Source organism: Roseimicrobium gellanilyticum (assembly GCF_003315205.1).
In the GTDB taxonomy this organism is placed as follows: Bacteria; Verrucomicrobiota; Verrucomicrobiia; order Verrucomicrobiales; family Verrucomicrobiaceae; genus Roseimicrobium; species Roseimicrobium gellanilyticum.
Genome location: NZ_QNRR01000019.1, coordinates 37,009 through 63,182, shown reverse-complemented (window position 1 = coordinate 63,182; position 26,174 = coordinate 37,009). Strand labels below are relative to the sequence as shown.

At 60.2% G+C, this 26,174-nt stretch carries 24 protein-coding genes; 8 read left to right on the top strand and 16 right to left on the bottom strand.

Going from position 1 to position 26,174, the window contains the following annotated elements:
- The first annotated feature begins 40 nt into the window (after positions 1-40).
- Both DES53_RS30600 and DES53_RS30595 read left to right on the top strand, forming a co-directional pair.
- Positions 41-472, top strand: coding sequence for a hypothetical protein (locus DES53_RS30600; protein WP_113962146.1), 432 nt, complete (start codon positions 41-43; stop codon positions 470-472).
- Between the two features lie 95 nt (positions 473-567).
- Positions 568-1,065: a TspO/MBR family protein gene (locus DES53_RS30595; protein WP_113962145.1), complete on the top strand. Its 498-nt coding sequence runs from the start codon at positions 568-570 to the stop codon at positions 1,063-1,065.
- Here the strand turns inward: DES53_RS30595 and DES53_RS30590 are convergent, their stop codons facing one another.
- Positions 1,066-1,788, bottom strand: coding sequence for a TFIIB-type zinc ribbon-containing protein (locus DES53_RS30590; RefSeq protein ID WP_113962144.1), 723 nt, complete (start codon positions 1,786-1,788; stop codon positions 1,066-1,068).
- Between the two features lie 211 nt (positions 1,789-1,999).
- Here DES53_RS30590 and DES53_RS30585 point away from each other — a divergent pair, with 211 nt between their 5' ends.
- The 3 genes from DES53_RS30585 to DES53_RS30575 all read left to right on the top strand — a co-directional run bounded on the left by DES53_RS30585 (position 2,000) and on the right by DES53_RS30575 (position 5,123).
- Complete coding sequence (locus DES53_RS30585) at positions 2,000-3,007, top strand: methyltransferase (protein ID WP_113962143.1); 1,008 nt, start codon at positions 2,000-2,002, stop codon at positions 3,005-3,007.
- A gap of 226 nt (positions 3,008-3,233) precedes the next feature.
- The gene (locus DES53_RS30580) at positions 3,234-4,358 is read left to right on the top strand and encodes a Gfo/Idh/MocA family protein (protein ID WP_113962142.1); all 1,125 of its coding nucleotides are present in this window, start codon (positions 3,234-3,236) and stop codon (positions 4,356-4,358) included.
- Positions 4,359-4,424: 66 nt separating this feature from the next.
- Positions 4,425-5,123 carry a phosphoribosyltransferase gene (locus tag DES53_RS30575; RefSeq protein ID WP_245958297.1) on the top strand — a complete coding sequence of 233 codons (699 nt, stop codon included), beginning with the start codon at positions 4,425-4,427 and terminating at the stop codon, positions 5,121-5,123.
- Here DES53_RS30575 and DES53_RS30570 read toward each other — a convergent pair.
- The 3 genes from DES53_RS30570 to trhA all read right to left on the bottom strand — a co-directional run bounded on the left by DES53_RS30570 (position 5,082) and on the right by trhA (position 7,604).
- Positions 5,082-5,498 carry a hypothetical protein gene (locus DES53_RS30570; RefSeq protein WP_113962141.1) on the bottom strand — a complete coding sequence of 139 codons (417 nt, stop codon included), beginning with the start codon at positions 5,496-5,498 and terminating at the stop codon, positions 5,082-5,084. The two genes, DES53_RS30575 and DES53_RS30570, sit on opposite strands and share 42 nt — an antisense overlap.
- A gap of 31 nt (positions 5,499-5,529) precedes the next feature.
- Positions 5,530-6,747, bottom strand: coding sequence for a hypothetical protein (locus tag DES53_RS30565; protein ID WP_113962140.1), 1,218 nt, complete (start codon positions 6,745-6,747; stop codon positions 5,530-5,532).
- A 188-nt stretch (positions 6,748-6,935) separates the two neighbouring features.
- Positions 6,936-7,604 (bottom strand): PAQR family membrane homeostasis protein TrhA, encoded by a 669-nt coding sequence (trhA, locus tag DES53_RS30560; RefSeq protein WP_211325748.1) that lies wholly within the window; start codon positions 7,602-7,604, stop codon positions 6,936-6,938.
- A gap of 313 nt (positions 7,605-7,917) precedes the next feature.
- Between trhA and DES53_RS30555 the strand changes: the two genes are divergently transcribed.
- Positions 7,918-8,283, top strand: coding sequence for an EF-hand domain-containing protein (locus DES53_RS30555; RefSeq protein WP_211325747.1), 366 nt, complete (start codon positions 7,918-7,920; stop codon positions 8,281-8,283).
- A gap of 69 nt (positions 8,284-8,352) precedes the next feature.
- On the opposite strand, the gene DES53_RS30550 is transcribed toward DES53_RS30555, so the two are convergent.
- The 3 genes from DES53_RS30550 to DES53_RS30540 all read right to left on the bottom strand — a co-directional run bounded on the left by DES53_RS30550 (position 8,353) and on the right by DES53_RS30540 (position 12,684).
- Positions 8,353-10,173 (bottom strand): NPCBM/NEW2 domain-containing protein, encoded by a 1,821-nt coding sequence (locus DES53_RS30550; RefSeq protein ID WP_113962137.1) that lies wholly within the window; start codon positions 10,171-10,173, stop codon positions 8,353-8,355.
- A 36-nt stretch (positions 10,174-10,209) separates the two neighbouring features.
- A complete protein-coding gene (locus tag DES53_RS30545) occupies positions 10,210-11,304 on the bottom strand; it encodes an SGNH/GDSL hydrolase family protein (RefSeq protein WP_113962136.1) in 1,095 nt (364 codons plus the stop codon).
- A 66-nt stretch (positions 11,305-11,370) separates the two neighbouring features.
- Positions 11,371-12,684 (bottom strand): hypothetical protein, encoded by a 1,314-nt coding sequence (locus DES53_RS30540; RefSeq protein WP_113962135.1) that lies wholly within the window; start codon positions 12,682-12,684, stop codon positions 11,371-11,373.
- A 242-nt stretch (positions 12,685-12,926) separates the two neighbouring features.
- Between DES53_RS30540 and DES53_RS30530 the strand changes: the two genes are divergently transcribed.
- Positions 12,927-13,931 (top strand): hypothetical protein, encoded by a 1,005-nt coding sequence (locus tag DES53_RS30530; protein WP_113962133.1) that lies wholly within the window; start codon positions 12,927-12,929, stop codon positions 13,929-13,931.
- 57 nt (positions 13,932-13,988) lie between these two features.
- Here DES53_RS30530 and DES53_RS30525 read toward each other — a convergent pair whose 3' ends face one another.
- The 3 genes from DES53_RS30525 to DES53_RS30515 form a co-directional block, all read right to left on the bottom strand.
- Complete coding sequence (locus tag DES53_RS30525) at positions 13,989-14,504, bottom strand: protein-tyrosine phosphatase family protein (protein ID WP_113962132.1); 516 nt, start codon at positions 14,502-14,504, stop codon at positions 13,989-13,991.
- Between the two features lie 290 nt (positions 14,505-14,794).
- Positions 14,795-15,862: an NHL domain-containing protein gene (locus DES53_RS30520; protein ID WP_113962131.1), complete on the bottom strand. Its 1,068-nt coding sequence runs from the start codon at positions 15,860-15,862 to the stop codon at positions 14,795-14,797.
- Positions 15,863-15,921: 59 nt separating this feature from the next.
- Entirely contained in the window at positions 15,922-17,019 is a 1,098-nt protein-coding gene (locus DES53_RS30515; protein ID WP_113962130.1) for an NHL domain-containing protein, read from the bottom strand.
- Positions 17,020-17,208: 189 nt separating this feature from the next.
- Here DES53_RS30515 and DES53_RS30510 point away from each other — a divergent pair, with 189 nt between their 5' ends.
- Positions 17,209-17,820: a hypothetical protein gene (locus DES53_RS30510; RefSeq protein WP_147263728.1), complete on the top strand. Its 612-nt coding sequence runs from the start codon at positions 17,209-17,211 to the stop codon at positions 17,818-17,820.
- 260 nt (positions 17,821-18,080) lie between these two features.
- Here the strand turns inward: DES53_RS30510 and DES53_RS30505 are convergent, their stop codons facing one another.
- The 6 genes from DES53_RS30505 to DES53_RS30480 all read right to left on the bottom strand — a co-directional run bounded on the left by DES53_RS30505 (position 18,081) and on the right by DES53_RS30480 (position 26,152).
- Complete coding sequence (locus tag DES53_RS30505; protein ID WP_170157552.1) at positions 18,081-19,370, bottom strand: SGNH/GDSL hydrolase family protein; 1,290 nt, start codon at positions 19,368-19,370, stop codon at positions 18,081-18,083.
- 647 nt (positions 19,371-20,017) lie between these two features.
- Positions 20,018-21,724, bottom strand: a complete 1,707-nt coding sequence (locus tag DES53_RS30500) for a glycoside hydrolase family protein (RefSeq protein ID WP_147263727.1) — start codon at positions 21,722-21,724, stop codon at positions 20,018-20,020.
- 41 nt (positions 21,725-21,765) lie between these two features.
- A complete protein-coding gene (locus tag DES53_RS30495; RefSeq protein WP_113962126.1) occupies positions 21,766-22,530 on the bottom strand; it encodes an HpcH/HpaI aldolase family protein in 765 nt (254 codons plus the stop codon).
- Complete coding sequence (locus tag DES53_RS30490) at positions 22,527-23,633, bottom strand: aminoglycoside phosphotransferase family protein (protein ID WP_170157551.1); 1,107 nt, start codon at positions 23,631-23,633, stop codon at positions 22,527-22,529. Before DES53_RS30490 ends, DES53_RS30495 begins: the two co-directional genes overlap by 4 nt.
- A 17-nt stretch (positions 23,634-23,650) precedes the next feature.
- Positions 23,651-24,610, bottom strand: coding sequence for a bile acid:sodium symporter family protein (locus tag DES53_RS30485; protein WP_113962124.1), 960 nt, complete (start codon positions 24,608-24,610; stop codon positions 23,651-23,653).
- Between the two features lie 375 nt (positions 24,611-24,985).
- Positions 24,986-26,152 carry a sialidase family protein gene (locus DES53_RS30480; RefSeq protein WP_113962123.1) on the bottom strand — a complete coding sequence of 389 codons (1,167 nt, stop codon included), beginning with the start codon at positions 26,150-26,152 and terminating at the stop codon, positions 24,986-24,988.
- Positions 26,153-26,174 lie beyond the last annotated feature (22 nt).

The following is a 26,174-nucleotide window of genomic DNA, read 5'->3' as shown; positions in this document are numbered from 1 at the left end:
CTTGCGTTGATTCGATAGTGCCTCCAAACAGGGTGTACTCATGATCCTGACATCGCCCACTCTGTCCTGCTTCAGCCGTCGTCACTGCCTGCATTTCCTGGCCATCAGTTTCACCATCCTGCTATCTGCGTGTTCTGCCTCTGCCGGGCCAGATATCAGCGGCACCTGGTACTTCGCCACTGGACAGACAGGCGGCTCCACCACGGCAGTGTATGGCACGCTCAAGCTGGAGCCTTCCGGCAGCTATGAAGACAGCCATCGCATCGCGGGCATTCTTACGTATTCCAAGGGAACCTACACGGTGAATGGCGATACGTTGAGTCTCGTACCTGAGGCAGGAAAGGGCAAGCCCATGACCTATACGTTCACGCTTGGTCAGCATCAGGACAAGGAAGGCAAGCCCTTCACCGGTCTTACTCTGAAAGGTGCCAGTGATCTGACCTTCCTCCTCACCAAAGAGAAAAAGAAGTAGTAGCGGCGCATCTGCGGAAGACGCCTTCGCGATGCGCTGGAAAATGCGTCGTTCACAGGTCCTGAGGGCTTGCCTCAGCCGATACTTTGAACGGCATGTCTCTCACCGCGACCGATTCACGATCCCACTTTGGTCCCACCGCGCTACTGGCATTAGTGGGATGGGTGTTGCTCAGTTTCACTGCGGCGCTGCCCGGCCTGTGGTTTCCTCCAGACTCGTGGTATGCACATCTGGAGAAGCCCTCGTGGCATCCGCCTGACTGGCTCTTTGGTCCGGTGTGGTCAGTGCTCTACCTGAGCATGGGCATCAGTGCGTGGATTGTGTGGAGGAAGGATGGCTTCGCCCGTGCCGGCGGGGCGCTGACGTTGTTCCTGGCGCAACTCGGTCTCAATGCGCTGTGGACGCCGGTGTTCTTCGGCATGAAGCGGCCGGACCTGGCGTTGTTCGTGATCGTGGCGCTGTTGATCGTTATCGCCGCCACGCGCAAGGCATTCCGCAGGCATGACCGGTTCGCCGCGTGGCTGTTGGTGCCCTACCTGTTGTGGGTGGGTTTTGCCACGGCTCTGAATGCGGCGCTATGGCGGTTGAATTGACTACCGCATCACCTCACCTGGTACGGGCCGGTCTTTGATGCCGAGTGCCTGCTCAAGCTTCTGCTCAATGTAGAGCGCCTGATCCCGATCCAGGGAGACGCCCAGTATCTTGCGTGACGTTCCATCCCGCAATACTGCCCATACTTCGTAGGTGTAGTGCACGCCATTCTTGACGCGATTGACCTTTTCCTTGCAGAAGAGTTGGTCGAGGCTGCTGGCATCGATGTCCTGATTGCCCCGCCACGGCAGGGGACCATGACGGACGCGCATGAGGCCGCTTTCCAGGCTGATGCGGGTGCTGTTCATCAAGGTGGCCAGGGTGAAGTAAGTCATGCCCACACCCGCAGCCACATGGGCGATGGGGAACACAACCACGATCCACGGCACGTCTCCGCCCTTGGAAAGCACGCCTGTGAACCAGAAGACCAGGAAGCTGTCCCAGGCGATGCAGAATGGAATCAGGAAAAGCACAATCCAACTGAACCAGCGGCGCTTGATGTTCAAGCCAAGTGCTCCTTCTTCGATCTGGAGTCCCGGAGGAAGCGGGACCGGAGGGCGGGCAACGAAGGCATTGCCGGGAGCGCCAGCGGAGGCGGCGGCAGTAGGCACCGTCGAGAGAGCTCTGCAGTAGCTGCATTTGATGATCCCGGTGGCGGTGTCCCAGTCTTCCGCCTTGAGCGGCGAGGCACAATTGGGACACTTGAAGGCGACGGGTGCAGACATGTTCTGTCGGGCTGATGATCTCGTTATCGTGCGAGGGGAGGAGGAATTTTTCCGTCAGAAGGCAGGTGAGCCCACGCTTGTGACATTCGCGCGGAGACTTCCACCATAGTTGCGGGAGTCAAGGATGCGGCTATGAAAGCGTTTCGGTGTCGGATCTCCGTCACAACTGGCGGACTTTGCACCAGTATGGGTTTCATCTTCACTTCAACATATGACACCGATCTCTCCTGAAAACATCCTCAAGACCGGTCTTGCCTTCTGGCCTGCCAAGACCCTGCTCAGCGCCGTGGAGCTCGAAGTCTTCACGCTTCTGGCGAAGGCACCTCAGGATGCGGCCACCCTGCAGCGGGCGCTGGGGCTGCACACGCGAGGCACGTTGGATTTTCTGGATACGCTGGTGGCCCTGGGGTTTCTCCAGCGGGAAGAGGGGCTGTACCGCAATGCACCGGAAACGGACCTGTTCCTGGACAAGGCCAAGCCCTCCTACATTGGCGGCATCCTGGAGATGGCAAACAACCGGCTCTATCCCTTCTGGGGAAATCTCACCACGGCGTTGCGCACGGGTGAGCGGCAGAATGAGAAGCTGGAGGGCAAGGACCTCTTCGCGGAACTGTACAAGGACCCCGCCAGGCTGGCTGAGTTCCTCCGTGCCATGTCTGGTGTGAGTCGTGGAGCGAACATGGCCATCGCGAAACAATTCCCCTGGCTGGACTACAAAACGTACGTGGATGTGGGAACTGCGCAGGGAGATCTGGCCGTCCAGATTGCGTTGAAAAATCCGCATCTCCGGGGCATTGGCTTTGACCTGCCTGAGGTGGGTCCCATTTTCTCAGACTACGTGGCGCTGAATGGCCTGAAGGAACGCGTGACTTTTGCGGGAGGCAGCTTCTTCACAGACGCACTGCCGCAGGCGGATGTGGTGCTGATGGGCCACATCCTCCATGACTGGGATCTGGAGACAAAGAAGATGCTCCTGAAAAAATCCTATGACGCCCTGCCTGCCGGTGGTGCGGTGGTGGTGTACGAGTCCATCATTGATGATGAACGCTCCCAGAATGCCTTCGGCCTGATGATGAGCCTGAATATGCTCGTGGAGACGGATGGCGGCTTCGACTTCACCGGAGCCGATTGCATCGGCTGGATGCGGGAGGTGGGCTTCCGTGACATGCGCGTGGAGCATCTGGTGGGGCCGGAGTCGATGGTGGTGGGGATTAAGTGATGGGGTGGGGGAGTTGATAGTTGAGGGTTGATAGTTGATAGCCTGAGGGAGCTTCATGGGAAGCTTCCGAGTCGGGTCGTCGGCTGTCAGGCTATCAACTATCAACCATAGACCATCAACTCCGGCGAGTTCCGCGAGCCACCCTGTCCGATTCGGCACAAAAAATGTCCGTGCAAAAACTGGCTCGGCAGCGTTTGATCGTGCGCGCATTTCGCCGCTTCAACCCATGAGCAAAAAACTCAACATCGCCGTCGTCGGCCTCGGATTCGGGGCGGAGTTCATTCCCATCTGGCAGCGCCATCCACATACGAACTGCTATGCGATCTGCCAGCGCAACGAAGCAAAGCTCAAGGAATGCGGTGACTATTGGAAGGTGGATGTGCGCTACACGGACTATGAGGATCTGCTCAAGGACCCGAACGTGGATGCGGTGCACATCAACTCGCCGATTCCGGATCACGGCTGGATGAGCATCGCGGCGCTGAAGGCAGGCAAGCATGTGGCCTGCACGGTACCCATGGCCACCAGCGTGGAGGAGTGCCTGGAGATCATCAAGCTCACCCAGGAGACCGGTCTCACCTACATGATGATGGAGACGGTGGTGTATGCTCGTGAGTACCTTTTCATGAAGGAGCTGGCGGACAAGGGTGAACTCGGAAAACTGCAGTTCATCCAGGCGAGCCACCAGCAGGACATGGATGGATGGCCGAACTACTGGCCAGGTCTGCCTCCCATGCACTACGCCACGCACTGTGTGGGCCCTGTGCTCGGCCTCGCCGGTGGTGAGGCGGAATATGTGAGCTGCTTTGGCTCAGGCACGATTCGTGAAGAACTCATCAAGCACTACAACTCACCCTTCGCCGTGGAGACGGCGCATGTGAAGGTGCACAAGTCTGACCTCAGCGTGCGCATCATCCGCTCACTCTTTGATACCGCGCGGCAGTACCGGGAGAGCATTGACGTGTATGGCAGCCAGAAGTCGGTGGAGTGGCCGCTCATCGAGCACGAACCGCTCGTGCTGCACACGGCGAAGAAACCCGAGCAGGAGATTCCCGAGAAGGTCAAGTGCCCCGACTTCGCCAGCCGTCTGCCGGAGCCCATTCAGCGCTATACCACGAAGGGCGTGTATGACGATGATGCGAATACGCACCTGAGCTTCACACAGGGTGCGGGACATGGGGGCAGCCATCCGCACCTCGCCCATGAGTTTGCCATGGCGCTGGTGGAGAAGCGTGAGCCCTTCCCGAATGCCAAGCAGAGCGCCAACTGGACCTGCACCGGCATCCTTGCACATGAGAGCGCGATGGATGGCGGGGCGATTAAGAAGCTGCCTGTGGAAACGCTGAGCTAGGACAGTTCTGCATGCATCTGCCACCGGATGGAAGCGCCACGTGCGATTCCATCCGGGGAGGTGCATATGCTGTTTCGAGACCGCATTGACGCTGGGCGGCAACTGGCACAACGCCTGTCCGCATACGCAGGACGTGCTGATGTGGTGATTGTGGGGTTGCCTCGAGGTGGAGTACCTGTGGCTGCAGAAGTGGCAAAGGCGCTGCATGTGCCGCTGGACATCATGGTGGTGCGCAAGCTGGGGGTGCCAGGGCATGAAGAACTGGCACTTGGAGCCATCGCGCCAGGCGATGCGCTGGTGGTGAATCCCGGGGTCATGGCCCAATTGCGTGAGCCGGAGGTGGCTCTGCATGAGGCGATGGCGCGGGAGACGAAGGAACTGGAGCGGCGTGAGCAGGAGTACCGGGTCGCGAGGCCGTCCATCGATCTGAGAGGCAAGACAGCCCTCGTGGTGGATGATGGCCTGGCCACGGGAGCGACGATGCATGCCGCGGTGGAAGCGCTGAGGCGTCGCGGTGTCATGCAGTGTGTGGTGGCCGTGCCGGTGGCAGCGTGGGAATCACGCCGGAGTTTTGAGGATGCCGGCATCGAGGTCGTCTTCGTATTCGAACCCCAGGAATTCCATGCCGTGGGGCGTCATTACGAGGACTTCACGCAGACGACGGATGAAGAGGTGCTGCAGGTGTTGCGCGAAGTTCTTGAAGGTACTCAAGACTCTTGTCGATCATTCACGATAATCCCACCACAGCTTCAAAAGGGAGAGTGAGATGAGAACGAAAAGTGCCCCATTGGAGTAGAAGAGGACGCAACTTGCGGCCCGCCGCACATGACCGGCGACCATGCCGCGATAGCCCCAGCATGCCAGCAGGGCCAAGAATGCGAGACCTATCCAGAAAGGCAGCTTATCCATGGAGGCCAGGTGACCGCCCAAGACGTCGGAGGCCACCGCAAAGCCTACTAGCGCCATCCCCTCAAGAGTTGCTGGCAGGACAGCCCAGTTAGCGAGAAAGGCATTCTTGGGATCCTGTGGTGATGGTATCAGCCAGTAATACCAGCCGCTCTTTTGCTTCTCCCGCTTGTAGCATTCGGGAGTGCTTTGAACACGCTCGATGGGAGGAACGGGTATTGCCAGGGTTTTCATGGCAGTGGGGTTGGCAGGAGCAATGTGGTGATTACCTTCCTATTTCCAGCTTGAGCGGCCTGCCGTTCATGCTCCCCTGCGTGCTGATCACCCAAGGCACAGCATCGCGATTGAGCATGAGAGCTTTGCCTTCAAAAGAGTCGACGGCGCCTTTCATTTCACCATTCAGGTGGCCTTCATCCGGAGGTTGCAGCACGGCGAATAGCATGATGTGCAGGGTCTGCGTTTCAAACTGCTTCCGCATCGCACCTTCGAATGCCGGGAGGGTGTTCTTCAGCACCTGGCCTGCATCCACCAGGCTGGCATGCATCTCCTTCAGGTCGGCCTGGTAGTCCTTCCATGGCTTGGTGCTGGCAGCCTCGGCCCGCGCCTGGAGTTCGCGACCTTGTTCCGCATTCTTCTTCCATTCCTCCATGGAGGCGAGGGCTTGCTTCGCGGCGGCGGATTTGGAGCTGTCTGCATCCTGGCTTTGCGCATTGAGGAGGGACTGGGCCACGTCGAGCATGGCTTGCTCGTTTTCAGGAGAGTTCTGGATGCCCAGCACCATGTGCCGCATCCAGTCGGCCATGGCATGCTCACCCGTCAGGGCCTCGCGCACGGTGTGCAGTGGAGGCATGGCTTTCATATCGCCGATGATTGCCTGACCGTGATCTGTATCCAGGCTCAGCGCATGTCTGGCCGTGGTGCGGATGGCCTGCTGCTCGACACCCTGCTGGGTGATGGTGGTGATGAGCAGTGGCTCCGCGGCGAGGTGTCGTGCCGCGGCATGCACGTGCTTCGTCCAGGTCCATGCTTTCTCCAATTCACCGGAGGCATAGTGCGCCTCCACCTGCACCAGCGCGAGACGGCACATCTGCTGAAGCTTGGTCAGGTGTGGCATGGGGGCGAAGGGGCCCTCATCAAGAGTGGTACCCCACACACACGGCTGGGTGCCACGGGCCGCACGGGCAAAACGCTCCAGAGCACGCCGTGTGGAGCCGAGCAACGTGCCCACGGAAGGATCTGAGGCAGACAAGCGGCCCTCCAGGACCTCAGTGATGATCTTGAGCTGTGGCTGCTTCAGTTCGGGCAGCAGGGCAAAGGCCTGCCAGTAGAGCAGCGCGGGATTCGAGTCGGTGAATTTTTCCTTCTTTGCTGGAGGCGGAACGGGCGTGGCACCGGCACCACCTGCTGATGATGCAGCGGGCCCTTGTGCACCCAGCGAGGGGGCAACGAGAGCGATGCCGGCGAGGACGGCGATTTTCAGCATGCCACCAAGGTAGCAGAGACGCCGCCCGGTGCGAAACAGGCAAAGTGGGCAATTCTCTTCGCGAACTCCGGGTGCTGGGTTTTGCGATGGAGTCATCGTCAAACCAGCGACTCGATATTTCCAAGAAACGTGACTGCGCACTTATCGAGCCTTTTTATCAAATCCGCACGGCAGGCAGCGCTCCTCAATCAAGCCGTAGGCGTCGGCAGCACATAGAGCAGAACCGCCAGGAAATGGCAGATGCTGCCAGCCAGCACGAAGGTATGCCAGATGGCGTGGTGGTAGCGAAGCCGGTGCCAGCGGTAGAAGATGATGCCCGAGCTGTAGCAGATGCCGCCTGCAACGAGCAGCCAGGTGCCACCGCTGGGCAGGGCGGCGACGAGTGGCTTGATGGCCACGAGCACAAGCCAACCAGCAAATAGGTAGGCGAAGACAGAGGCGAAGCGGTGCACCTTCCGTGGCACGAGCTGCATCACCGCGCCTGTGACGCAGAGTGTCCAGATGACGCCGAAGAGCGTCCAGCCCAGTGGGCCCCTCAGCACCGTGAGGAGGAAGGGGGTGTAGGTGCCCGCAATGAGCAGAAAGATGGCGGCGTGGTCGAGCTTCTTGAAGAGCAGCTTCAGCTGTGGGCCGCGGATGGCATGATAGGCCGTGGATGCGGAGTAGAGGCCCACCAGTGTGGTCCCATACACAGCAAAGCTGACCATGTGCCACGCGGTGCCGTGCAGGATGGCATCAATCATGAGCAGCACCAGAGCCGCTGTACTGAGGAGCAGGCCGATGCCGTGGGTGATCCAGTTGGCGGCTTCTTCACCCGGGGTGAAGTGACGCGCGTCTTCCACCGGAGAGGGGCGCATGCCTGACGCTGGGAGGGGGAGTTGCCTTGCCATTGGGGAGGGACCGGCTGGGAGGTTTGATACGCTCAGGACATGGCACAATGCCCGTTGCGCGCGATGCACCGTATCATCGCAACTTCATGAAAACGGGTCAATCGAAAGGACCACAGCCCCTCTGATTTTTCCTTTCATTTAGCACGATACATCTGGAACGAACGGCACGCGGCATTGGATGCGCCTGGGATTGTGCCATGTCATTGAATGAGTGCTGTGGTGGCCGCGACTAACTCCAATAGCCAAAACCAACCCCCAAACAGAAATCGTGAATATGAAAATGATGTCCTTCCTTTGCACCTCCCTGCTGCTCGGCGCATCACTCGCACAGGGCCAGAGCACGCCCACACCGCCTGCTGCCCCCACGGCTCCCTCGACAACCCCGAGCGCCTCCGGGTCTGTAGCATCTGGCACCTCAGATGCCGACAAGGCCAAAAACAAAGCGAAACGTGAGAAGCAGTTCTCCCGACTCGACAAGAACAGCGACGCTTTCGTGGATCGTGAGGAATTCAAGAATGCAAAGTTCGCGCAGAAGAAACCTCAACGCGCCGAGAAGCGTTTTGCCCGCGTGGACAAGAACAACGATGACAAGCTCTCCAAGGAAGAGTGGCTGGCCGCTCCGGCGCGTGGAAAGAAGAAGGTGTAGTCCCGCCTTCAGAGCTGAATGCTTCTCGCATCGCAGCGCGGTTTTGCATCCGCGTTGCGATGTTTGTTTTTAGCGGGTCAGTTCCGGGTCAAGCCAGAGCCCCCAGTCAGAGCGGTCGTCGTCACCGGCATTCTCCACCACGAGCTCCAGCTGACGGATGCCGGTGACGGTGAGGTCGAAGGTGACTACGTCCTCCTTGATGGTCTTGGAGCGCCAGAGTTCTTTGCCATCGCCCTTGATGACAAAGACGACGCTGCCGTCATGCTCGCGAGCGAGGCCGCAAGTGCCTTTGAACTTCGACCACGTACCGCCGAGATCATAGACGTGTTGCGCGGGAGCATGGGCGTAGATGCCTCTCTCAAAGATGCTGCTGCTGGATGCAGGGTAGAAGGGCTCCTCTGCCAGTCGATCCACCGCGGGGCTGCCCCAGCCGACCTTTTGTGACTTGGGCAGGGTGTCGCACAAGCTGACGCTCTTCACGTCTACTGTGATGTCCGCAGGCGATTGCGTGGCTTTAGGTCCAGGCAGGAGGAAACGCTTTGCGACCTTGCGAGCCAGCTTCGCTCCGGCGCTCTGGGATTCGGGAGGGAGAGTCGCGAGGATTTGATCGGGTGTCATGTTGGCCCACTGCTTCTTGGCGACCACACCATCCAGAAGCAACTTCGCCTCCACGGTGCTTACATCCGGGGTGCCATCAGCGGAGACGGTGTAGTGAAAGCCGCGACGTTCTACGGTGAGTCCATTGGCATGGCAGGTGATGAAGCGCAGCTCTCCTGTTTTCGCTGGCTCCAAGGCATCGAAGGTGACGGTGAAGGTCCCATCCTTCGCCGGGATGGTGCTGATGGAGGCTTGATTGTAGTCGCTGTATCCCACCAGGGCGTAGGCGGGTGGTGTGGCTTCCAATTTGCCGGTAACGGTGATGGTCTTGCCTGTGGTGGTGATAGAAAGGTCTCCCACCTCGGATTTCAATTTTTCATCAAGGCCCTTGCTGCTCCCTGTGAAAAGCGGGTGGCTGGCCAGCCGCATGGCGTGCGCGAGTGTGAGGAAGCTGCCCTTGCCCTCACCTCGCAGGTCTTCGCCGTAGGTGCGATTGCCGCTGCCCATGAGTGCCGTGCCAAAGAGGGCGGCTTCGTCCGGGCGTTCCTTGTTATGAGGCAACCCGAGGGCATGGCCCAGTTCATGAATCACGCCGCCTACGAAGATGGAATTGTACCTGCCGACGGAGATGTCGCCGTACTGGCCGTCTTTGAGCCGCTGGTCCTTCACGGCGAGCAGGGCAGGATCGAGCAGAGGGGAGTCCACCTGCCATGCCGTTCCGCTGCGCGCGCTGCCACCGGCGTAGTAGGGACTGTTCTGCCGCATGGTGCGCTTCTCCGCGTCCCACACGGACATGTTGCAGAAGATGACGATGGTCTCGCTATCTCCTGAGAGGTCCTTGATGACACCTGCCTTGCGCAGGGTGGGGAGGCATTCGCGGCGAATCTCGGAACCGCTCTTCACATCATAGTGCGCATAAGGTTGCTCGCCTTTCACAAGATGAATCTTCAGCAGGCCATCGGCATCGTGGTCGAGCGGGATGCGGCGTACGGGGAAGCCCATGCGCTTCATCTCCTTTTCATAGAAGTCAGCCGTAGTCTCCATGACGCGACTCAGGCGCTCGCGCCACAGGGGCTGGGGTTCGCGGTCTGCTGGTGTCCAGTAGATGACGTGCAGCTTGCGCTCCAGCTCGCCGGGCAGGTCGCCATGGTAGGCCTTCAGGGTGGCCACTGCTGGAGGCACCTGCTCTGCGATGTCTGCCTTGGGGTCGCGGGCGTGGGCAGTGATGAGGGGCAGTGCGGCTGCGAGAATGACACTCAGGCGTCGAAGGAGGAAGTGGGAGCGTGCTTGCACGGAGGGAGGATGTTGGGCTTCGGAACGCAGGAGGCGCTAGCGGGCCGGAGAGGGCGGTAGAGTCAACACCCTGCGCAGGTGGGGCTCAAGCCCACGCGCGTACAGAAACATGCCATAGGTATTCGCATGACGCGCATCGGACAGGGCATCGGCCTGATCCGGAGAGATGAGGCTGAAGCCATCCACGAAGTGGATGTTGGCATCGCCGGCGGCCCGGCGCTGCTCCACAAACTTCGGGGCAAACTTCCGCTTCGCCACCTGGTACTCGCCCATGCGTGAACCGAAGGCCTCGGAGGGATTGTAGTAGGGACTCGGGACGAGGATGGGCGTGGTGGGATGCTTCGCGCGGATGATGTCCACGAAGCCCGGCAGGGTGGTGCTGTACTCCGTGGGTGTGGGATTTGCCCAGTAGTCGAGCACGAAGCAGGCGGCATCGATTTCAGCGACTGCATGGGCGAGAGCGGGCTCACCCTTTCCATTGCCGGAGAAGCCGAGGTTTATGAAGTCCATGTCCAGCCAGCGACCCAGCACACAGGGGAAGGCCATGCCGGGATTGGAGGTCTGCGCCCCCTGGGTGATGCTGGAGCCGTAGTAGACAATGGGCTTCGGATGCGAGTATGGAGGCGCAAGCTCCACCTTTGCGCCGGGGTCGAGTGTGATGGATTGTATCAGGGTGGGTGTACCAATGGGCAGGTACAGCGTGATGTCCCGCATCTCGACTCTCTTGCCGGTATCCCACGTCTTCTTGATGAGGCCATCCTCTTTTTCAGGGAGCGTGCTGCCATGGTAGCGGCCATTCACATAGAGGTCGATGCCGATAAGGCCGAGTGCAGGCGAGGGCGCGACCTTGTAGGTGCCCGTCTTCGCCTCCAGCGTGAGATGCACCGAGTCCGTGCGAAGGCGGACGCGTACACCCGCGGGTATCTGCGCGAGCCGCCACACCTTGGGTGGAATGGTGGGCTTCAACCGCTCCGGCAGGCGTTGGAGGGAGGGTTGCGTCTCCTTCCACCAGCCAAGGCCGTCCACCGTGAGGCGCGGGTCAGGGAAGGGGATGCGGACAGGCTCGGACTGCGCTGCGAGTGTGAGTGGCAGAAGCAGGAAGCAAAGGACGACGGCGGTACAGCGAGGCATGGAGGACTGGGGACGGAGCGACAGTTCAACGCCGAGGCTCGGAGATGATGGGAAAGGGACGCGTATTTATTTCGGTGCAGGAGCGAGCCAGAGGAACGTGGGGTCCGTGCTGAGTGTGAGTGAGAGCTTGCCTTCCGCTCCAGAAACTTCGATGGCGGTGGAGGCATCTTTGGCCAGGGGCATGCGCTCCGCTTTTTGCAGGGACATGTCCTTGGTATCGAGGCTCGCGGTGACATCGTTTTTGGTGGGATGCCACACTGCCCAGATGACGGGCGCGCCTTCTTTCTCCGGGGTGAACTCGTAGATGTAGCCCTCCTCAAGCGACGCTTTGATGGTACGGGCATAGCGGTAGTCTTCGAGTGATTTCAGCATCCATGCGATGGCGTGATATGCGGGCTTGGGTTCGAAGTTGCGCGTGATGCCTGAGGCGTGGTGCAGGCGGGCTTCGTCCGAGTCATTGAAGAAGTAGACGAATGCCTTGTCGATGTTCATGCCGGAGAAGAGGAGGAAGGAACGGACGAGCCAGCGGGCCTGGTCTTCGTCCGTGGAGTCCTCCCACCTGGCCCATTCACCCTTGGGGTCAGGCTTCTTTTCCGCAGCATCCCAACCGAACTCGGAAACCCACACGGGCTTGCCAGGGGTATTGGCATCGCGCCAGTGCACAAGTTCCTGAATGCGGCTGAGGTAGGGCACCGCTGGGTCTTCTGGATAGCTGCGGCTCCACACGGGCCATTGCTTGGCAATCGCATAGCGGTGGACGCGCAGTACGTCGTACAGGTCTTCGAGACCCTTGATGCTGTCTGTACCCTTCCAGTAGCGTTCGCTCTTGCCGGTCTCGATGTTGCACGTGGCAATCTTCATCTTCGGATTTCCCTCGCGTATGCCGCGGGCCATGGCTTCGAAGATGGTGCGGTAGGATGGGTCATCATAGAGGCCGGGTTCGTTGCCGAGCTCCACGTATTCCACGTAAGGCCACTTGCCACCGGGGCCGAAATTCTCGGCAAAGCTCTTCGCGTACGCATGCGCGTCGGCAGTCATGTTCTTCCAGTCCTTCTGCATGTTGTCGATTTGGAAGCACACCGAGATGCGCAGGCCTTTCGCATGCCATGAGCCGTAGATCTTCTCCCAGGAGACTTTGTTCTTCGCGAAGGGCCAGTCCGGAAGCTTGCTGGTGTCGTCCCCCAAGTCCCAGGGGACGGGATGGTAGTCACGCACCCAGCGACATACAGGATAGTAGAGGTCCGGTTTGAAATTCACCGTGTGACCACAGAGGCCTACGAAGTCACGGAAGAGGGGGGCCGGTTTGGCGTCTGGCTTGGCAGGCTCCGCAGCATGAAGGGCAGCAGCGAGGGCGAAGAGGCAGGGGATGAAGCGGAGCATGGGCGTGCGAGTTGCGAGCGGGAATGGGGAGCTATGCGCGATGTGCGCCGATGATCAGGACGTTCTCTGGATGTTATTTATCGCGGTCATCGTACAAAAGCCTGCCGTCCCGGTGCAAACGTTGAATTTCGGCTTATCGATGATTTCGATATACACGCTAGTTAATTCGGCCTTCGTTGCTTTTTGCTCGACATTGCATGGCGGTTTTCGCTAGTTTTTCTCGCAGCACCCCTCCCTAGGTTATGACGAGATACCCCCTCCTCGCCACCGCTGCGCTGGCGATTGTTGCCACTACTGCTTCCGGGCAGGCCCCTGCCGATACCGCTTCCAAGCTGGCAGGTTTCCATACCGTCACCGCACGCGCGTCGTCCACCACGCTGGTAGGTGTGAACTATGTACGACCTGCACTGGCCACGGGTATCATTGATGCCAAGGCGGCGAATTCATTGACCGACAATGACGTGAACTTTGCGACGGTGCTTGCCGGCCAGTCCAATCTTTGGATTGAGGTCACGAGTGGCGCGAACAAGGGCATTGCCACTTCTCTCTCCGCCGTGGGACAGAATGCACTCACCACAGAAGACGACCTCTCATCGCTGGTGGAAGTCGGAGACACCTATGTGGTGCGCACCGCCCAGACCGTTGCCACGCTCTTTGGCGCGACGAATCAGGCCGGGCTGCGCACCAGTAATTCACCGAACTCCGAAGGGGGGGCAGACCTTGTGCATATTCCAGATGGGAACGGCGGCTTCAGGGTGGTCTACTATTCGGCAAAAAAGAATGGCTGGCGTGAGGTGGGCAACAGTACGGCGGATGCGAGCGGCATTCCCGTTTATCATGTGGATGCCATCAAGGTTCAGCGGAATCAGGGCAGCAATCTGGCGCTGCGGTTTGCTGGTCTGCTCCGGACTTCGCCGACGTACTTCTTTGCCGCGACTGGCATCAAGACGGACGTGAACACGAACTATCCTTCTGGATCGACGCTCAGCAACAGCGGGCTGAAGGACTACGTGCAACATGGTTCGGAAACCACCGGTGACCTCCTCTGGTTCCAGGACAGCAATGGCGTGTGGAATCAGTACTACTACGCGGATGCTGCCGCGCCTCTCACGGAGGGGTGGAAGCAGGTGGGCCAGGGAGATGCAGACAAAGGGAGCACGACGTTTCCTTCCGCATTCTCCATTGAGCGCCGTGGCGCTTCGGGCCTGCTGAAAATGGTGCCGTCCCCGGACTACGAAGGACTCTAGGAGGGCAACAAGGATTTCCCTTGAGTTGGGCTTTGGCAGGACCGTCTTCCTGCGTCGTCAGGAAGATGGGTTCTGCTGGAGGTCCCGTGCCAGAGCGTGAAGAAAGCGCATCTGGGGAAAGGTCTCGACGGCACCGGGGCGCAGCTTGCGGACTTGGGTGATGGCTTCGTCCGGTCCCATGCCGTTGCAGATGAGATGCCCAGCGAGCATGGTGCCCGTGCGACCGATGCCAGCGACGCAGTGCACGGCCACTGCCCGGCCCTGTGCATGCTGCTCGCGGGTGAAATCCATGAAGGTGCGGAACTGCTCCACGCTTGGTGCGAGTCCATCTGTGATGGGCAGGCAGAGATAGGAGAAGCCCGCGGCCGTGTAGGCGGACTCCGCGGAGCGCATGTTCAGCAGGGAGACCACGGCACGGATGCCCGCCTCCCACAGTGCGGGCAATTCGTCCGGGAAGGCTTCGAGCGTGGAGCTGGGAGACTCATGCCGGTCTGGATGCACGAAGGGCATTGATGTGCCCGCGAGTGAGCCGGGGATGACCCACCAGAGATCTGTTTGGGCAGGAGATGGCATGGCGCGTGGATTTGATGGTACCCCAAGCAGGGAAGATGCGCATCAGGTGTCTATGGTGTTGTCATCGGAATGTGCATCAAATGAACGAGTAGGCCGAAAGCGTTCCACAAAGGCGCCGATGGTGTAGCGCAGCATCCATCTCCACCGGCCACCTTTCTGTGGAACTTTTTCAGAGTTCGTACAGTTCCCGTACCCACCCAAGGTGGCGACTGCTTCGCAGGCTGACCTTGGGCTAGGGCAATGTACAACGCCTTCGGCGTAAAAACGGCTGCAGTTCGATTGAAGCCACTTTACTTCACCATCTTCAGCACGCGGTTGTTGTAGCTGTCGGTGATGTAGAGTTCACCGGTCTTCGGGTGGATGGTGACGCCGTGCGGACGGGCGAGTTCGATCTTGAGCGGGTCGCCACCTTCACCGGCATTGCCTTTCTTGCCCGTGCCGGCCACGCGTTGGATGCTGCCGTCCTTGGGCACGTAGCGGCGGATGAGGTGATTCTCCGCATCGGCGATGAGCACGGAGTTGTCGCGGTCCACGCAGATGTGCTTGGGGCCATTCATGGTGGCATCGATGGCGGCGGCGCCATCACCGGTCGCGCCCTTCTTGCCGGAGGCATTCACCACGGTGCGGATGCGTCCGTCCTTTTCCACCACGCGCAGGGCATTGCCGTTGCGTTCGAGGATGTAGATGCGGCCCTCGTGATCCACGGCGACAGCGCGGGGGTCCACCAGCGGTGCTTCGGTGGCGAGAGCGCCATCCTGGGGTATGCCTTTCTGTCCATTGCCTGCCACGACTTTGAGATTGCCCGTGGTGAGGTCGAGTTCCTGAATCTGGCGCAGATTCGCGATGTAGAGCTTCGTGCCCGTGAAGTTGAGAGTGATGCAATAAGGGCCGGAGCCTTTGGCTTTGTCGAGCGGAGTGGCATAGCCCTTGAGCGGAGCGACACGGCCTGCTTTCACATCCACTTCACGTACGAGACCATTCCATGTGTCGCCGATGAGGATGTTCCCATTCGGCAGCACGGCGAGATTGTGCGGACCATTGAACTGAGCATCGATGGCCGGGCCGCCGTCACCGGAGAAGCCCGGCTTCAACTGACCGGCCACGTGCGAGAGTTTGCCAGTGGAGTCCACCTTGAGCAGGCGATTGCCGGAGACCATCTCCACGATCCACATGTTGCCTTCCGCATCGAACTCGGTGCCGAAGGGTTCTTTGAGGACGGCGTCGACGGCGGGAATGTTCACCGCGTCTTTGCTGCCACCGGCGACGAGGACGAGCTTGTCAGCAAAGGCTGACGTCGCCGCCGTGAACGCGAACGCGGTGGCGAGGATGAGGGAGTGTCGGGGGGAAATGCGAAGCATGACGGGTAGTCTGTGAAATCTCTATCTAATGCGAATGACCAGTGACCAATGACTTGCTCTCACTTCTTTTTCATCACGCGCACGCGATGCGCCTCGCTGTCGCCGATGTAAACGGAGCCGTCCTTATCCACGTAGATGCCGTGGAGGCGGGCCATGGCGCACTTGAGTGGGTCGCCATCGGGGCCGTCGCCTTTTTGGCCGGTGCCTGCCATGAGGAGGAGTTTGCCGGTCTTTGCTTCCACCATGCGCACGCTGTGGCTTTCGGTATCGGCGAGCCAGGCGTTGCCTTCGGCATCAAGCGCAATGCCCTTGGGACCGAAGAGGGAGGCCTCCTTGGCGGGGCCACCGTTGCCGGTGAACCCCTTCTGACCGTTGCCAGCGATGTGGTGAATCTTGCCTTCCTTCAGGTCGAACTTGAAGACCTGGTTTCCTTCACGCGTGGCAAGCCAGAGATTTCCCTGAGGGTCGAAGTCCATGGAGCGCGGTCCCTTGAGCGGCGTGCCTGCGATGGGTGAGCCATCGGGAGTGGGACCAGGCTTGCCAGTACCGGCGAAGGTGGAGATGTTCCCCGTCTTCATGTCCACCTTGCGGATGACGTTGTTGCCGATGTCGCAAATGTAGAGGTCACCGGCGAGATCGAACTGGATGCTGTGTGGCTGCTTGAGCTGCGCCTTGTTTGCAGGACCACCATCGCCGCTGTAGCCTGCGGTGCCGGTGCCCGCGAAGGTGGTGATGATGCCGGTCTTGCCATCGACCTTGCGGATGGCGTGATTGGCCATGTCGGCGAGATAGTAGTTGCCGTCTTTATCAAAGCGAATCTCGTGTGGGAGATTCAGCGTGGCTTCGAGTGCGGGACCGCCATCGCCGGTGTGGCCTTTCTTGCCGGTGCCAGCCATGGTGTGAATCTTGCCGTCGGGTGTCACTTTGCGAATCTTGTGACCGGTGTATTCCGTGTACCAGAGGGCGCCATCGGGTCCGCGCACGACGCCGAAGGGATTGTCCATCTTCGCCTTCGTGGCCGGGCCACCATCTCCGCTGAAGCCCTGCTCACCTGTACCGGCGAAGGTGTCGATGGTCCACTCGGCAGCGGAGACGTGGGCTGGAAGTGAGGCAGCGACGAGGCAGGCGAGAAGGACGTGGGAGAGTCGGAGTTTCATGGGAGGAAAATCAAACGGGGGATGCAGAGCAAGAAATTACAAGGCGGGAGAGGAAAACAGAAGCAGAAAGGCAGTGCTTTCACCCAGGGTGAAAATGACATCTGTCTGCGGGGGGAGGCTCGGTGAAATGTCACATTCTGGCATGCGGGGACATGCAGGGAGTGCCCTTCACTCGATCCCTGAATGAACATGAAGACTGCATCCCGATTTGGCTTGGCTTCGCTCGTCATTGTGACCTGCGGCCTGTTTGCGGCAGTGCTCAGGGCCCAGGTGCCGGACGTGCCGGAGACTTTCCCCAACGGTGTGGTGTATGGACCCAAGGCAGCATTTGCCATTGCGGCGCCCAATGGCTGGGTGCTGGACAACAAGTCGGGTGCGGCGGATGGCCTTCCATGCGTGCTCTACCCGAAGGACGCCACGTGGCATACTGCGCCGGTGGTGATGTACGCGAAGATTGCCAGCACGACGCATGAAGATGCGAAGGAGTTTGTGAAAGTGGCAATCGAGCACATGACGAAGCAGCGTGCTGGCTTCACGCATCGTCTGGTGGCGTCGGGCAAGACGAATGAGGGGCTGGAGTGGTTCATCAATGAATATCCCGCCACGGAGTCGTATCCGCGTGTGGAGCGAGTGGCCTATGTGCAGATGCCGAAGGCGGTGGCGTTCATGGTGATGAGCGCCGAGAGTGCGGATGTGAGTGCACGCTATGCGGTGGCGCTGGAGGACGTGGTGGCGTCGTTCAAGTACAAGGAGGAGTTCATCGGGTATGTGCCGCCGAAGGTGGGAGAGAAGGGGAAGTAGTCAGTAGTCAGTAGTCAGTAGTCAGTAGTCAGTAGTCAGTAGTCAGTAGTCAGTAGTCAGTAGTCAGTAGTCAGTAGTCAGTAGTCAGTAGGTTTGGTGGGTTTTTGATCCATGTGTTTGCAATGTCAGGGATTCGGGTGTGAGGCGTTCCTGGTCCTTGGGACAGTGGCGATGTCGAAGGAATGTCGTGAAAAAAGAGCCCGCCGGATGTCCAGCGGGCTCTCTTGAGTGATTGATATCTGAGTTGAAAAAGACTGCGTTTACTGCACTGCTTCCACCTTGAGGGTGTGCTTCACGGGCACGAGGAGCTTGCGGGCTTCGGTGTCGAGAGTCTGCTGCTTGGTGGTCATCTTCTTCTTGAGCACTTCGAGGGCGCTGGCGAATTCCTTGTCCTCCTTCACATCACCGGCGAAGGAGCGGAAGTGGGTGATGAGGTTCTTGATCATCACGGTTTCCTGGGACTGCTTGGCACCCACAGCACTGGAGAACTTGGAGAAGGCACCATCGAAAGGTGTGCTGGTGAATTCCGCGGCGAGGTTGATGCCGGAGGCGAGTTGTTCCTTGGTGAACTCCTTCGTTTCCTTGCCCCAGGTGACCTTGGCCTTGGGAGCGGAGAGGTTCTTCACCTGGAGGGTGTAGCGATTCAGCTTCTCGTTGAAGTCGCAGAAGGACAGGATGCTGCGGGTGCCGCCCTTGGCATCGCCTTCGAAGCAGAAGGGCCAGCGGGTGCTTTCGAGTTCTGCGCTGCCGTTGGCGCTGCTCAGGACCTTGTGTCCTTCGGTGGCAGTGGCGCTGCCCTTCAGGTCCACGGTGATGGTGCCGATGTTGCCATCGAGGCCCAGCGACTTCAGGAAGGCGAGGGCCATGAGGAGCTGGCCGTTGGAGTTCGGGTGCACGCCATCGCGACCGCACACGTCGTAGTCCACTCCGAGCTTGGCCTTGGCCTTGGTCATGGCGTTGATCATCTCGTCGTGGACGTTGGCAAAGCCGGTCTTGAATTCGGCGGCGAGCTTCGCGTCGATGTCGCGCAGGTGGGCGAGGTTGTCGTTGTAGACATCGGGGCCGGTGGACTTGTTCGCGTAGTACTTGGTGTCCACCGCGCCCGGGGAACCTGCCACAATGTTCTTCACGCCGAGTTGTGCAGCCTTCGTGAGGATGGCGCGCATGTTCTTCTCATACTCGTTGCCGATGTTTGGGCTGTAGGCCACGTAGCTGCCGTCGTTCATGCCGTAGCACAGCGTCATGGCGGTGGGCTGGAAGGTGGAGAGGTCATTCTCCATGCGCGCTGCAAAGCCGCCCGCGCGCTCGCCGCTCCAGCCGTACTGGAAGACCTTGATGTCTTGGCGTCCCGCGCTGGCGAGCAGGTAGACCTCGATGAACTTCGAGTACTGCTTCTGCTCGGTGATGGAGTCACCCACGATGGCGAGCTTGGCATTCTGAGGAAGCGTGGTGCTCACGCCCTGCGGGACGGCTTTCGTTTCGCCGAAGGCGGGGAGGGAGACGGTGGCGAGGAGACCTGCGAAGAGGATGGGACGGAGTCGAGGGATCATGGGAGGGGATGTGGGAGACATCATACAGAGGTGGGAGGTGGGGAATTTCACCGAGGTGAATCAGAGCAATCATTTTTGGCGTGCCCGAAGTCGTACGCCGAAGGCGTTGTACATCCCCAGCCCAAGGTCAGCCTGCGAAGCGGGCGCCACCTTGGGTTGCGGGAAGCTTGGGCCCGAACTCTGTAAGAGTTCTACAAGCTGTGGAATCGCAAAGGGGGTGGAACGTCAGCAGTCAGGCACCCTTTTGTGGAACGCTTTCAGCGTACAGAACTCAACGGGTCGCACCCAAGGTGGCGCTTACCGCTTCGCGGTGACGCTTACCTTGGGCTATACAATGTGCAACGCCCTCGGCGTAAGAATGCAACTGTCGAATCAACATTTGCAATAAGTGTTTTGAGCGTGGCTACTTTCAGCCCTCTTCGCCGGAACTGTGCGGCGACTTTATTCTTGTTTGCGCTTCTTGCCGAATTTCCAGAAGAACGGAGGTGTTGTACTCACGATGAGGTGAACGCATTCCCTCAAGGAGGGCGCATTCGAGAGTTCCCTGTTCGTGGGGTTTCAGTTCCTCATGGAGAGGAGCAGTATGAAAGTTGTCTTCTGCGTCCATAGGGAAGTTCATTGTCGACTCGCCATTTGAGTATTCGACCCTACCGCTGACCCACCGTATCGATGGCACTTTCGAATCCCGGGCCACCAGCACCGACATAGCCATGGCTGGCACCGGTGGTTTCAGGGCTGACCCAGAAGGCGTAGAGCTTCCCATCGGTGAGGTGGAAGCGGAAGCGTACGGGTTTGCCTTGCAGAGTGGACAAGCCTTGAGCGTCCTTCCATCGGACAGGCTGGCAGGTGTGATCTGACTTGAGCGGGGCACAGTTTTCTTTCGTGAAAGGAGCGATGACCTTTCCTGCTTCATTCAAAATCTCGACCTGCAGCGAGCCTTCTGGAGCATCCATGTTGACGAAGAGGTGACTGCCCTGGAAGCGCACGGGCACGGTGGTCAGCGTGCCGCCGTTCCCGTCCGCATTCATGGAGGCGAATCCGTCCCGTCGCAGCGTGGCGAGTCCGGTGGAGGCTTTGGCGTACATGCCGGTCCAGATGCCCTTGCCTGCAGGTGCATCCGCGGCCTTCAGCGTTTCGTCGCCTTCAAAGGCACCGTAGTAGAAGTGCAGCCTGTCTCCCACGATGAGACAGCACCCGCCGGTGGAGGTCACGTAGGCGCGCTCCCAATTACCTGGCTTGCGCGAAGCGGTGATGAAGGATTTCCGCTGCTGGCGGTCCCAGTGGAATCCATCCCGGCTGAAGGCGACCTGAAGCTCGGTGATCTTGGGATAGCCGTCCTGCGCACAGGTGTTGTTGTGCGGACCGTAGAGCACCTCAAAGAGGCCGAGCATCACGCTCTCATACGCCACGGCATCGATTTTGTAGAGCTGGGGACGAATGCTCAAGCCTGCGGGGTCGGGTTTGTCAGCATCGTCAGAGCGAGCCCAGAAGACGGGTGGTGCTTTCTTCCACGCATCACCCTGCGCCTCATAAAAGTCTTTGTGTTCCGTGTAGCCGCGCGTGCGGGCGGAGGTGCCTTCCAGGTTGTGATTGGTCCGGTGGCTGAAGACCCACACCTTGCGGAAGGGATTGTAGAAGAAGGTGGTGTTGTCCCCGGTGCTGCCGGTCGCGCCACGCATGGTCCAGTGAATGCCATCGGGCGAACTGTGCAGGGTGCCGCCCGGGGCATTGCTGAGCTCGCCGCCCAGATCGCCGGACCGAGCGTAGAGAAACATCTTGTAGCGTTCCTCCGGTTTCTGCGTGTCGTGGTCCAGCCAGATGGATACTCCATCCCGCCGCCACTGGGGCTCGCCTTTCACCACAAGGTTGGTGCCGGGGACCACATCGTAATGCTGGCGGTCCCACTTCAGTCCGTCCACACTGGTGGCGAGCGCGGTCCCATCGAACCATCCCGCCATGTGCCAGAGTTGGAAGCGCTGGGTGGTTGGATTGAAGAATGCGCCATCACTAAAGGGCGCGGCCATGGGCTGGCGTGTCTTGCCAATCTCCCACGGCTCCTCAGGTGCGAGCAGCGGATTGCCCACGTGCTTCACGGGTTGGTGAAATTCCCGGGTGAGCGTGCTCTTCGCGATGAGGAAGTCATCCACAAAGAGCTGCCGACCGACATCAATGGGAATGCACTCCGGACGCTGCGTGAGGTAGGGCGGCGGCTGGGGAGTCTGGGCTGCGGCGGGGGCCAACAGCGGAGGCCACTGCTGCGGAAGGCGGATGCCATTGTAGAGCACCTCGCCTTCTTCCTTCGCTTGAGCTTTGCATGGCGTGGTCCATGACCCTGTGAGAAGGAGCGTCAGCACGCTCCCACGCAGCATCAGCCTGTGGAGGCGCACCTGCACACTCATATGTGTGCTTGGGAGTTCGCGACGACATTACGTGCGCCTTGCAGCGCTTTCTGAAATCCGCTGCGAATCAGCGCAAGGTCGGAGTCCATGGCGAGGCACGTGAAGCCCATCTCCAAGAGAGCGGGAAGGTCAGACGCCTTGCGCACGAGGATGCCGGATTCCTTGCCAGCGGCGTGAGCGATGGTGACGACGTGCTTCAGGCATTCGTCGTAGCCCTCGGCGATTTCATTCGGGCGGGCACGAAGGTCGAACTGCAAGTCGGCGGGGCCTACGAAGAGGACGTCCACGCCATCCACGGCAGCAATGGAAGCGGCATTGACCACGCCATCGATGGTCTCAATCTGCGCCATGAAGACGGGCGGCGGTGGCGAGGCATCGGGCACATTCAAGCCGTAGCCATACACGCGCGCGGAGCGGGAGATGCCGCGCTTCCCCACGGGTGGGTAGTGCATGGCCTCCACGCATTCTTGAGCGGCCTCGGCACTATTCACATGTGGGACCATGATGCCACGGGCACCCCAGTCGAGCACGCGACCGATGAGGTCCGGGTGCGGTGCACCCACGCGCACGATGGCGGAGGTATTCGAGCCGCGCAGAGCGCGAAGCTGCGAAGGGATGGCAGCCTCCGATTCACAGCCGTGCTCCAGGTCCATGAGCACCCAGTCATAGCCTACACCCGCAGCGAGCTCGGCAATCACGGGGGAGCCGATGGAAAGCCAGGTGCCAAGACGGATGCGGTGGGCGGCGGAAGGGTCGCTCATAGTTGGGAGACTTCTAGGTCCTCCCGGAGTCCATGCAAGGCGCGGAACAATCGTTCTCTCGTGAACTCCCGCAGGTCAGCTCCTGAGCTGCCGGAGCTGATGAGGAAGAATCCGTCCGTCCGCTTGAAGTAACCGGCACCCACGCGGATGACGGACTTCACGAGCATGTTCCGCAGCAGGTGCATCCAGAAGCGTCGGCGATGCTCCGAGGGCAGGGGGCGCACGGAGGCGTAGCCGAGCAGGGCCGCTTCAATGATGTCGCCCTCGTGGAAACAGGCGAGCAGGGAGAGGTCATCCATGGCATCGCCGGAGACGGCGTCGTCCCAATCGATGTAGGCCTCGATCTGGGTCTCGGTGCCGAGGATGTTCCAAAGGGCAAGGTCCTTGTGCACCAGGCAGCCTTGTTTCAGGTCGAGCAGCTTCTCGTGTTTCTCGATTTCCTTGCGGATGTCACGCGCTTCCCCAAGGCTGAGGAATTCCTGCTCCACGAGGTAGTGCAGGTGGCGGTCCAGGCGCATGAGGAAGTAGTCCGCATACTCCGCGTGGAAGCCCGTCAGCTCATCGATGTCGCGGAGAGATTGGGGATTGAAGGGGCCGAAGCCAGAAGGTGTCAGTGTCTGCCACTTCGCCACGGCGGCGCCGATGGATGCGGCGGTCTGGCGCAGGTCCAGCGTGCCCTGCTTGTGCCAGTGATTGAGGTCCGGATGCGGAATGTGATCCATGACCTGCCAGGCAAAGGGCACGTCGGTGCGGGTGGCATCCACAATGTGCACCTGCGGGGCGCGGATGCCGAGGAAGCGCACCTCCTGCAGCACGCGGGACTCCACTTCGATGTAGTCGTCCCGGTCCGGTCCGTCCTCCACGCGGATGAAGAAGCTGCGGGCCTCTGTCTCCAGCAACCACGTGAGGTGATTTCCCTGACTGCCGGAGGGTTTGAGCGAAAGGTGCTTCCCGATGGCGTGGGGGCGCAGCACGTCCAGGAGCTGCTGCTCCAGCGCGGCATGGTCCCGCGTCTCCTGGGTACCGTGAAATGCCGCCGGGCGGTCACATTTCCAGTAGTGGATGTGACTGCGAGGATGGGAGAGGAGAGGAGAGCGTCTCACTGAAGCTTTAACGATCATCAGGCGCTTCGCTTTGAAGAAGTTTCAACAGTTTTAACCTCGGGGGTGACGGGATGTTTCCGCCACCAGGCGGCGGCGAGGCTGCCGACGATGTTTTGCACCACGCTGCTGAAGACGGCGGGGACGGCGGCGAGCGGCTCCATGGTGAAGTTTTTCTTGGCCAGCGCGGCGGCGAGCCCGCCGTTTTGCATGCCGACTTCGATGGAAACGGTGCGGGCCACCAGTTCCGGATAGCGGAGAACGCGGGCCACGAGGTAGCCGAGCACGAAGCCGATGACATGGAGCAGCACGGCGGCGAGGAGGAGCTTGCCTGCATTGGCCATCACGGCGGCCGCGTTGTTGGAGACAATGCCGCAGGTGATGAGCACGAGGGCGACGACCGAAACGACCGGGCCGAAACGTGAGACTTTTGCCACCTGCCGGGGGAAGAGCCAATTGCTCAGTACCCCGATGAGCACGGGAGCCACGACAATCTGCAGCGTAGAGAGGCACAGGCCCCAGGCATCCACGGGCACACGATGACCCACCAGCCACTGGCACCACAGCGGTGTGGCAATGAAAGCCAGCAGGGTGGACGTGAGTGTGACGGAGACGGCGAGTGCCACATCCGCCTTTGCCAGGTAGCTGATGACATTCGATGCCGTGCCGGAGGGACACGCAGCCACGAGGATGAGGCCAACAGCGAAGCCTTTCTCCAATCCGAGGAGATGTGCGAGGCCCCAGCCCGTGAGCGGCATGATGGTGTAGTGCGCGAGGAATCCCAACGTGAGGCAGCCGGGCATGCGGAAGAGGCGCTTGAAGTCCTCAATCGTGAGCGTGAAGCCCATTCCGAGCATCACGATGGTGAGCGCCCAGACAATCCATTGTCCGGTGAACCACGTGAAGGCTGAAGGGTACAGGAGCGAGAGCAGCGCTCCGCCCACGAGCCAGACGGGGTAGAGATTGGTGAAGCGGGTCATGGGGAAAGGAGAGTGAACAGTAGTCAGTGTTCAGTAATCAGTAGGTAGTGAGTAGTGAGTAGTGAGTAGGGGACGTGTCAGTGATTTTGCGGCCCTGGGAGCTCTGGTCTCTGGCCGGCGGTGTTGGTGCTGGGGTTGGTTCGGGTGCGGATGGGTGTGGTCGTGTGCAGTGGCTTCAACACAGAGACACGGAGACGCAGAGGAAACTTCGGAGACTGAGGTCGGGGGCAGTCTTGAGTGTTGAGGTGGGGTGGGAGTTTGTGCGGGTGGTGTGAGCGATGTTCTCACGCGCACTTGTCACTCACGGACTCAGTTCTACTTACTACTCACCACTTACTGCCTGCTGAACACTGCCTACTGTTTACTGAATACTCTTCACTTCAGCGGCGGCAGCTTCGCGCTGTAATGCACGGCGCGATGGCGGTTGTCGTCATAAGCGAAATGCAGCCACTGCTTGTCCTTGCTCACGAAGCCGTCGGGGTAGTTGATGCGGCCCTTCGGTCCATCGCTGGATTCGGGGACGAGGATGCGCTGGTAGGGCCAGGTCTTCAGACCGTCGAAGCTAATCCAGAGGGCGAGGGGGCTGCGGTGCTTGGGGTTTGGATTGTGCAGCATGGCGACGGTGTCGCCTCCGAGGGAGAAGAGGGAGGCCTTGGAGCCGGGATTGGGGATGTCCGTCTTCGTGGCGAAGTCGGGCCACGTCTTGCCTCCGTCCTTGGACTCGGCGTAGTAGAGCACGCCGCCGAGCTTGTCCCCACGGATGACCATGGCGATGCGGTTGTCGCTCAGTTCCACGATGCTCGGCTCGGCCCAACCGAAGTACTTGTCATCCTCGGTGAGACGGATGTTGCCGTGCTCGCTCCAGGTCTTGCCGCCGTCGCTGCTGATGAGCACGCCGTTGCGAGGGTTCGTGAAGGCGCGTTCCAGTGGTGGCTTTTCCTGTTCTGCTTCTGGTCCGATGTAGTGCTGGAAGGGCAGCATGATGCGGCCGTCCTTCGTGATGATGCTGGGGCGGATGAAGGTGCGCAGTGCCAGGCGGCCAGGCAGGGGCTCGGGTTTGCTCCAAGTCTTGCAACCGTCGTCACTGTGGATGAACCACGAGTGCCAGTTGGTGGACCAGTGCTTCGCGTGGGTGGAGAAGTAGAGCGTGGTGCGATTGCCCCGCACGAGGACTTCTGTGGGACCCTGGCCCATGGTATCGCCCTCGCGGGGGAAGCCCACGTTGAAGGCCTCCAGCGGTGTCCAGGTTTTGCCCTGGTCGGTGCTGCGGGAGATGCCGGTGTAGTTCAGCGGGGAGGGTTCGGTGTCTCCACCGGCGAGGATGAAGAGTACCCAGGAGCCATCCGGCAGCTCGCGCAGGGTGGTATCACACACCATGCTGTTGGGCTTGATGCCATCATACGGGTTGCTGCTGCGGTCTTCCTTGGCGTCCTTCTCTGCCTGCGCGGCCCAGTCCACGGTTTCGGCGTGGGAGTGGGTGAGTCCGGCGGTGGTAGCACCGGTCAGGGCGAGGGAAAGGAGGAGGCGTCGCGTCAGCTTCATGATGGTGGGATGGGGTGGGATG

What these genes read in the sequence shown, in the direction of transcription:
- DES53_RS30600 (WP_113962146.1), top strand. Translation starts at nt 41, where the DNA reads ATGATCCTGACATCGCCCACTCTGTCCTGCTTCAGCCGTCGTCACTGC.
- DES53_RS30595 (WP_113962145.1), top strand. Translation starts at nt 568, where the DNA reads ATGTCTCTCACCGCGACCGATTCACGATCCCACTTTGGTCCCACCGCG.
- DES53_RS30590 (WP_113962144.1), bottom strand. Translation starts at nt 1,788, where the DNA reads ATGTCTGCACCCGTCGCCTTCAAGTGTCCCAATTGTGCCTCGCCGCTC.
- DES53_RS30585 (WP_113962143.1), top strand. Translation starts at nt 2,000, where the DNA reads ATGACACCGATCTCTCCTGAAAACATCCTCAAGACCGGTCTTGCCTTC.
- DES53_RS30580 (WP_113962142.1), top strand. Translation starts at nt 3,234, where the DNA reads ATGAGCAAAAAACTCAACATCGCCGTCGTCGGCCTCGGATTCGGGGCG.
- DES53_RS30575 (WP_245958297.1), top strand. Translation starts at nt 4,425, where the DNA reads ATGCTGTTTCGAGACCGCATTGACGCTGGGCGGCAACTGGCACAACGC.
- DES53_RS30570 (WP_113962141.1), bottom strand. Translation starts at nt 5,498, where the DNA reads ATGAAAACCCTGGCAATACCCGTTCCTCCCATCGAGCGTGTTCAAAGC.
- DES53_RS30565 (WP_113962140.1), bottom strand. Translation starts at nt 6,747, where the DNA reads ATGCTGAAAATCGCCGTCCTCGCCGGCATCGCTCTCGTTGCCCCCTCG.
- trhA (WP_211325748.1), bottom strand. Translation starts at nt 7,604, where the DNA reads ATGCGCCCCTCTCCGGTGGAAGACGCGCGTCACTTCACCCCGGGTGAA.
- DES53_RS30555 (WP_211325747.1), top strand. Translation starts at nt 7,918, where the DNA reads ATGATGTCCTTCCTTTGCACCTCCCTGCTGCTCGGCGCATCACTCGCA.
- DES53_RS30545 (WP_113962136.1), bottom strand. Translation starts at nt 11,304, where the DNA reads ATGCCTCGCTGTACCGCCGTCGTCCTTTGCTTCCTGCTTCTGCCACTC.
- DES53_RS30540 (WP_113962135.1), bottom strand. Translation starts at nt 12,684, where the DNA reads ATGCTCCGCTTCATCCCCTGCCTCTTCGCCCTCGCTGCTGCCCTTCAT.
- DES53_RS30530 (WP_113962133.1), top strand. Translation starts at nt 12,927, where the DNA reads ATGACGAGATACCCCCTCCTCGCCACCGCTGCGCTGGCGATTGTTGCC.
- DES53_RS30525 (WP_113962132.1), bottom strand. Translation starts at nt 14,504, where the DNA reads ATGCCATCTCCTGCCCAAACAGATCTCTGGTGGGTCATCCCCGGCTCA.
- DES53_RS30520 (WP_113962131.1), bottom strand. Translation starts at nt 15,862, where the DNA reads ATGCTTCGCATTTCCCCCCGACACTCCCTCATCCTCGCCACCGCGTTC.
- DES53_RS30515 (WP_113962130.1), bottom strand. Translation starts at nt 17,019, where the DNA reads ATGAAACTCCGACTCTCCCACGTCCTTCTCGCCTGCCTCGTCGCTGCC.
- DES53_RS30510 (WP_147263728.1), top strand. Translation starts at nt 17,209, where the DNA reads ATGAAGACTGCATCCCGATTTGGCTTGGCTTCGCTCGTCATTGTGACC.
- DES53_RS30505 (WP_170157552.1), bottom strand. Translation starts at nt 19,370, where the DNA reads ATGATCCCTCGACTCCGTCCCATCCTCTTCGCAGGTCTCCTCGCCACC.
- DES53_RS30495 (WP_113962126.1), bottom strand. Translation starts at nt 22,530, where the DNA reads ATGAGCGACCCTTCCGCCGCCCACCGCATCCGTCTTGGCACCTGGCTT.
- DES53_RS30485 (WP_113962124.1), bottom strand. Translation starts at nt 24,610, where the DNA reads ATGACCCGCTTCACCAATCTCTACCCCGTCTGGCTCGTGGGCGGAGCG.
- DES53_RS30480 (WP_113962123.1), bottom strand. Translation starts at nt 26,152, where the DNA reads ATGAAGCTGACGCGACGCCTCCTCCTTTCCCTCGCCCTGACCGGTGCT.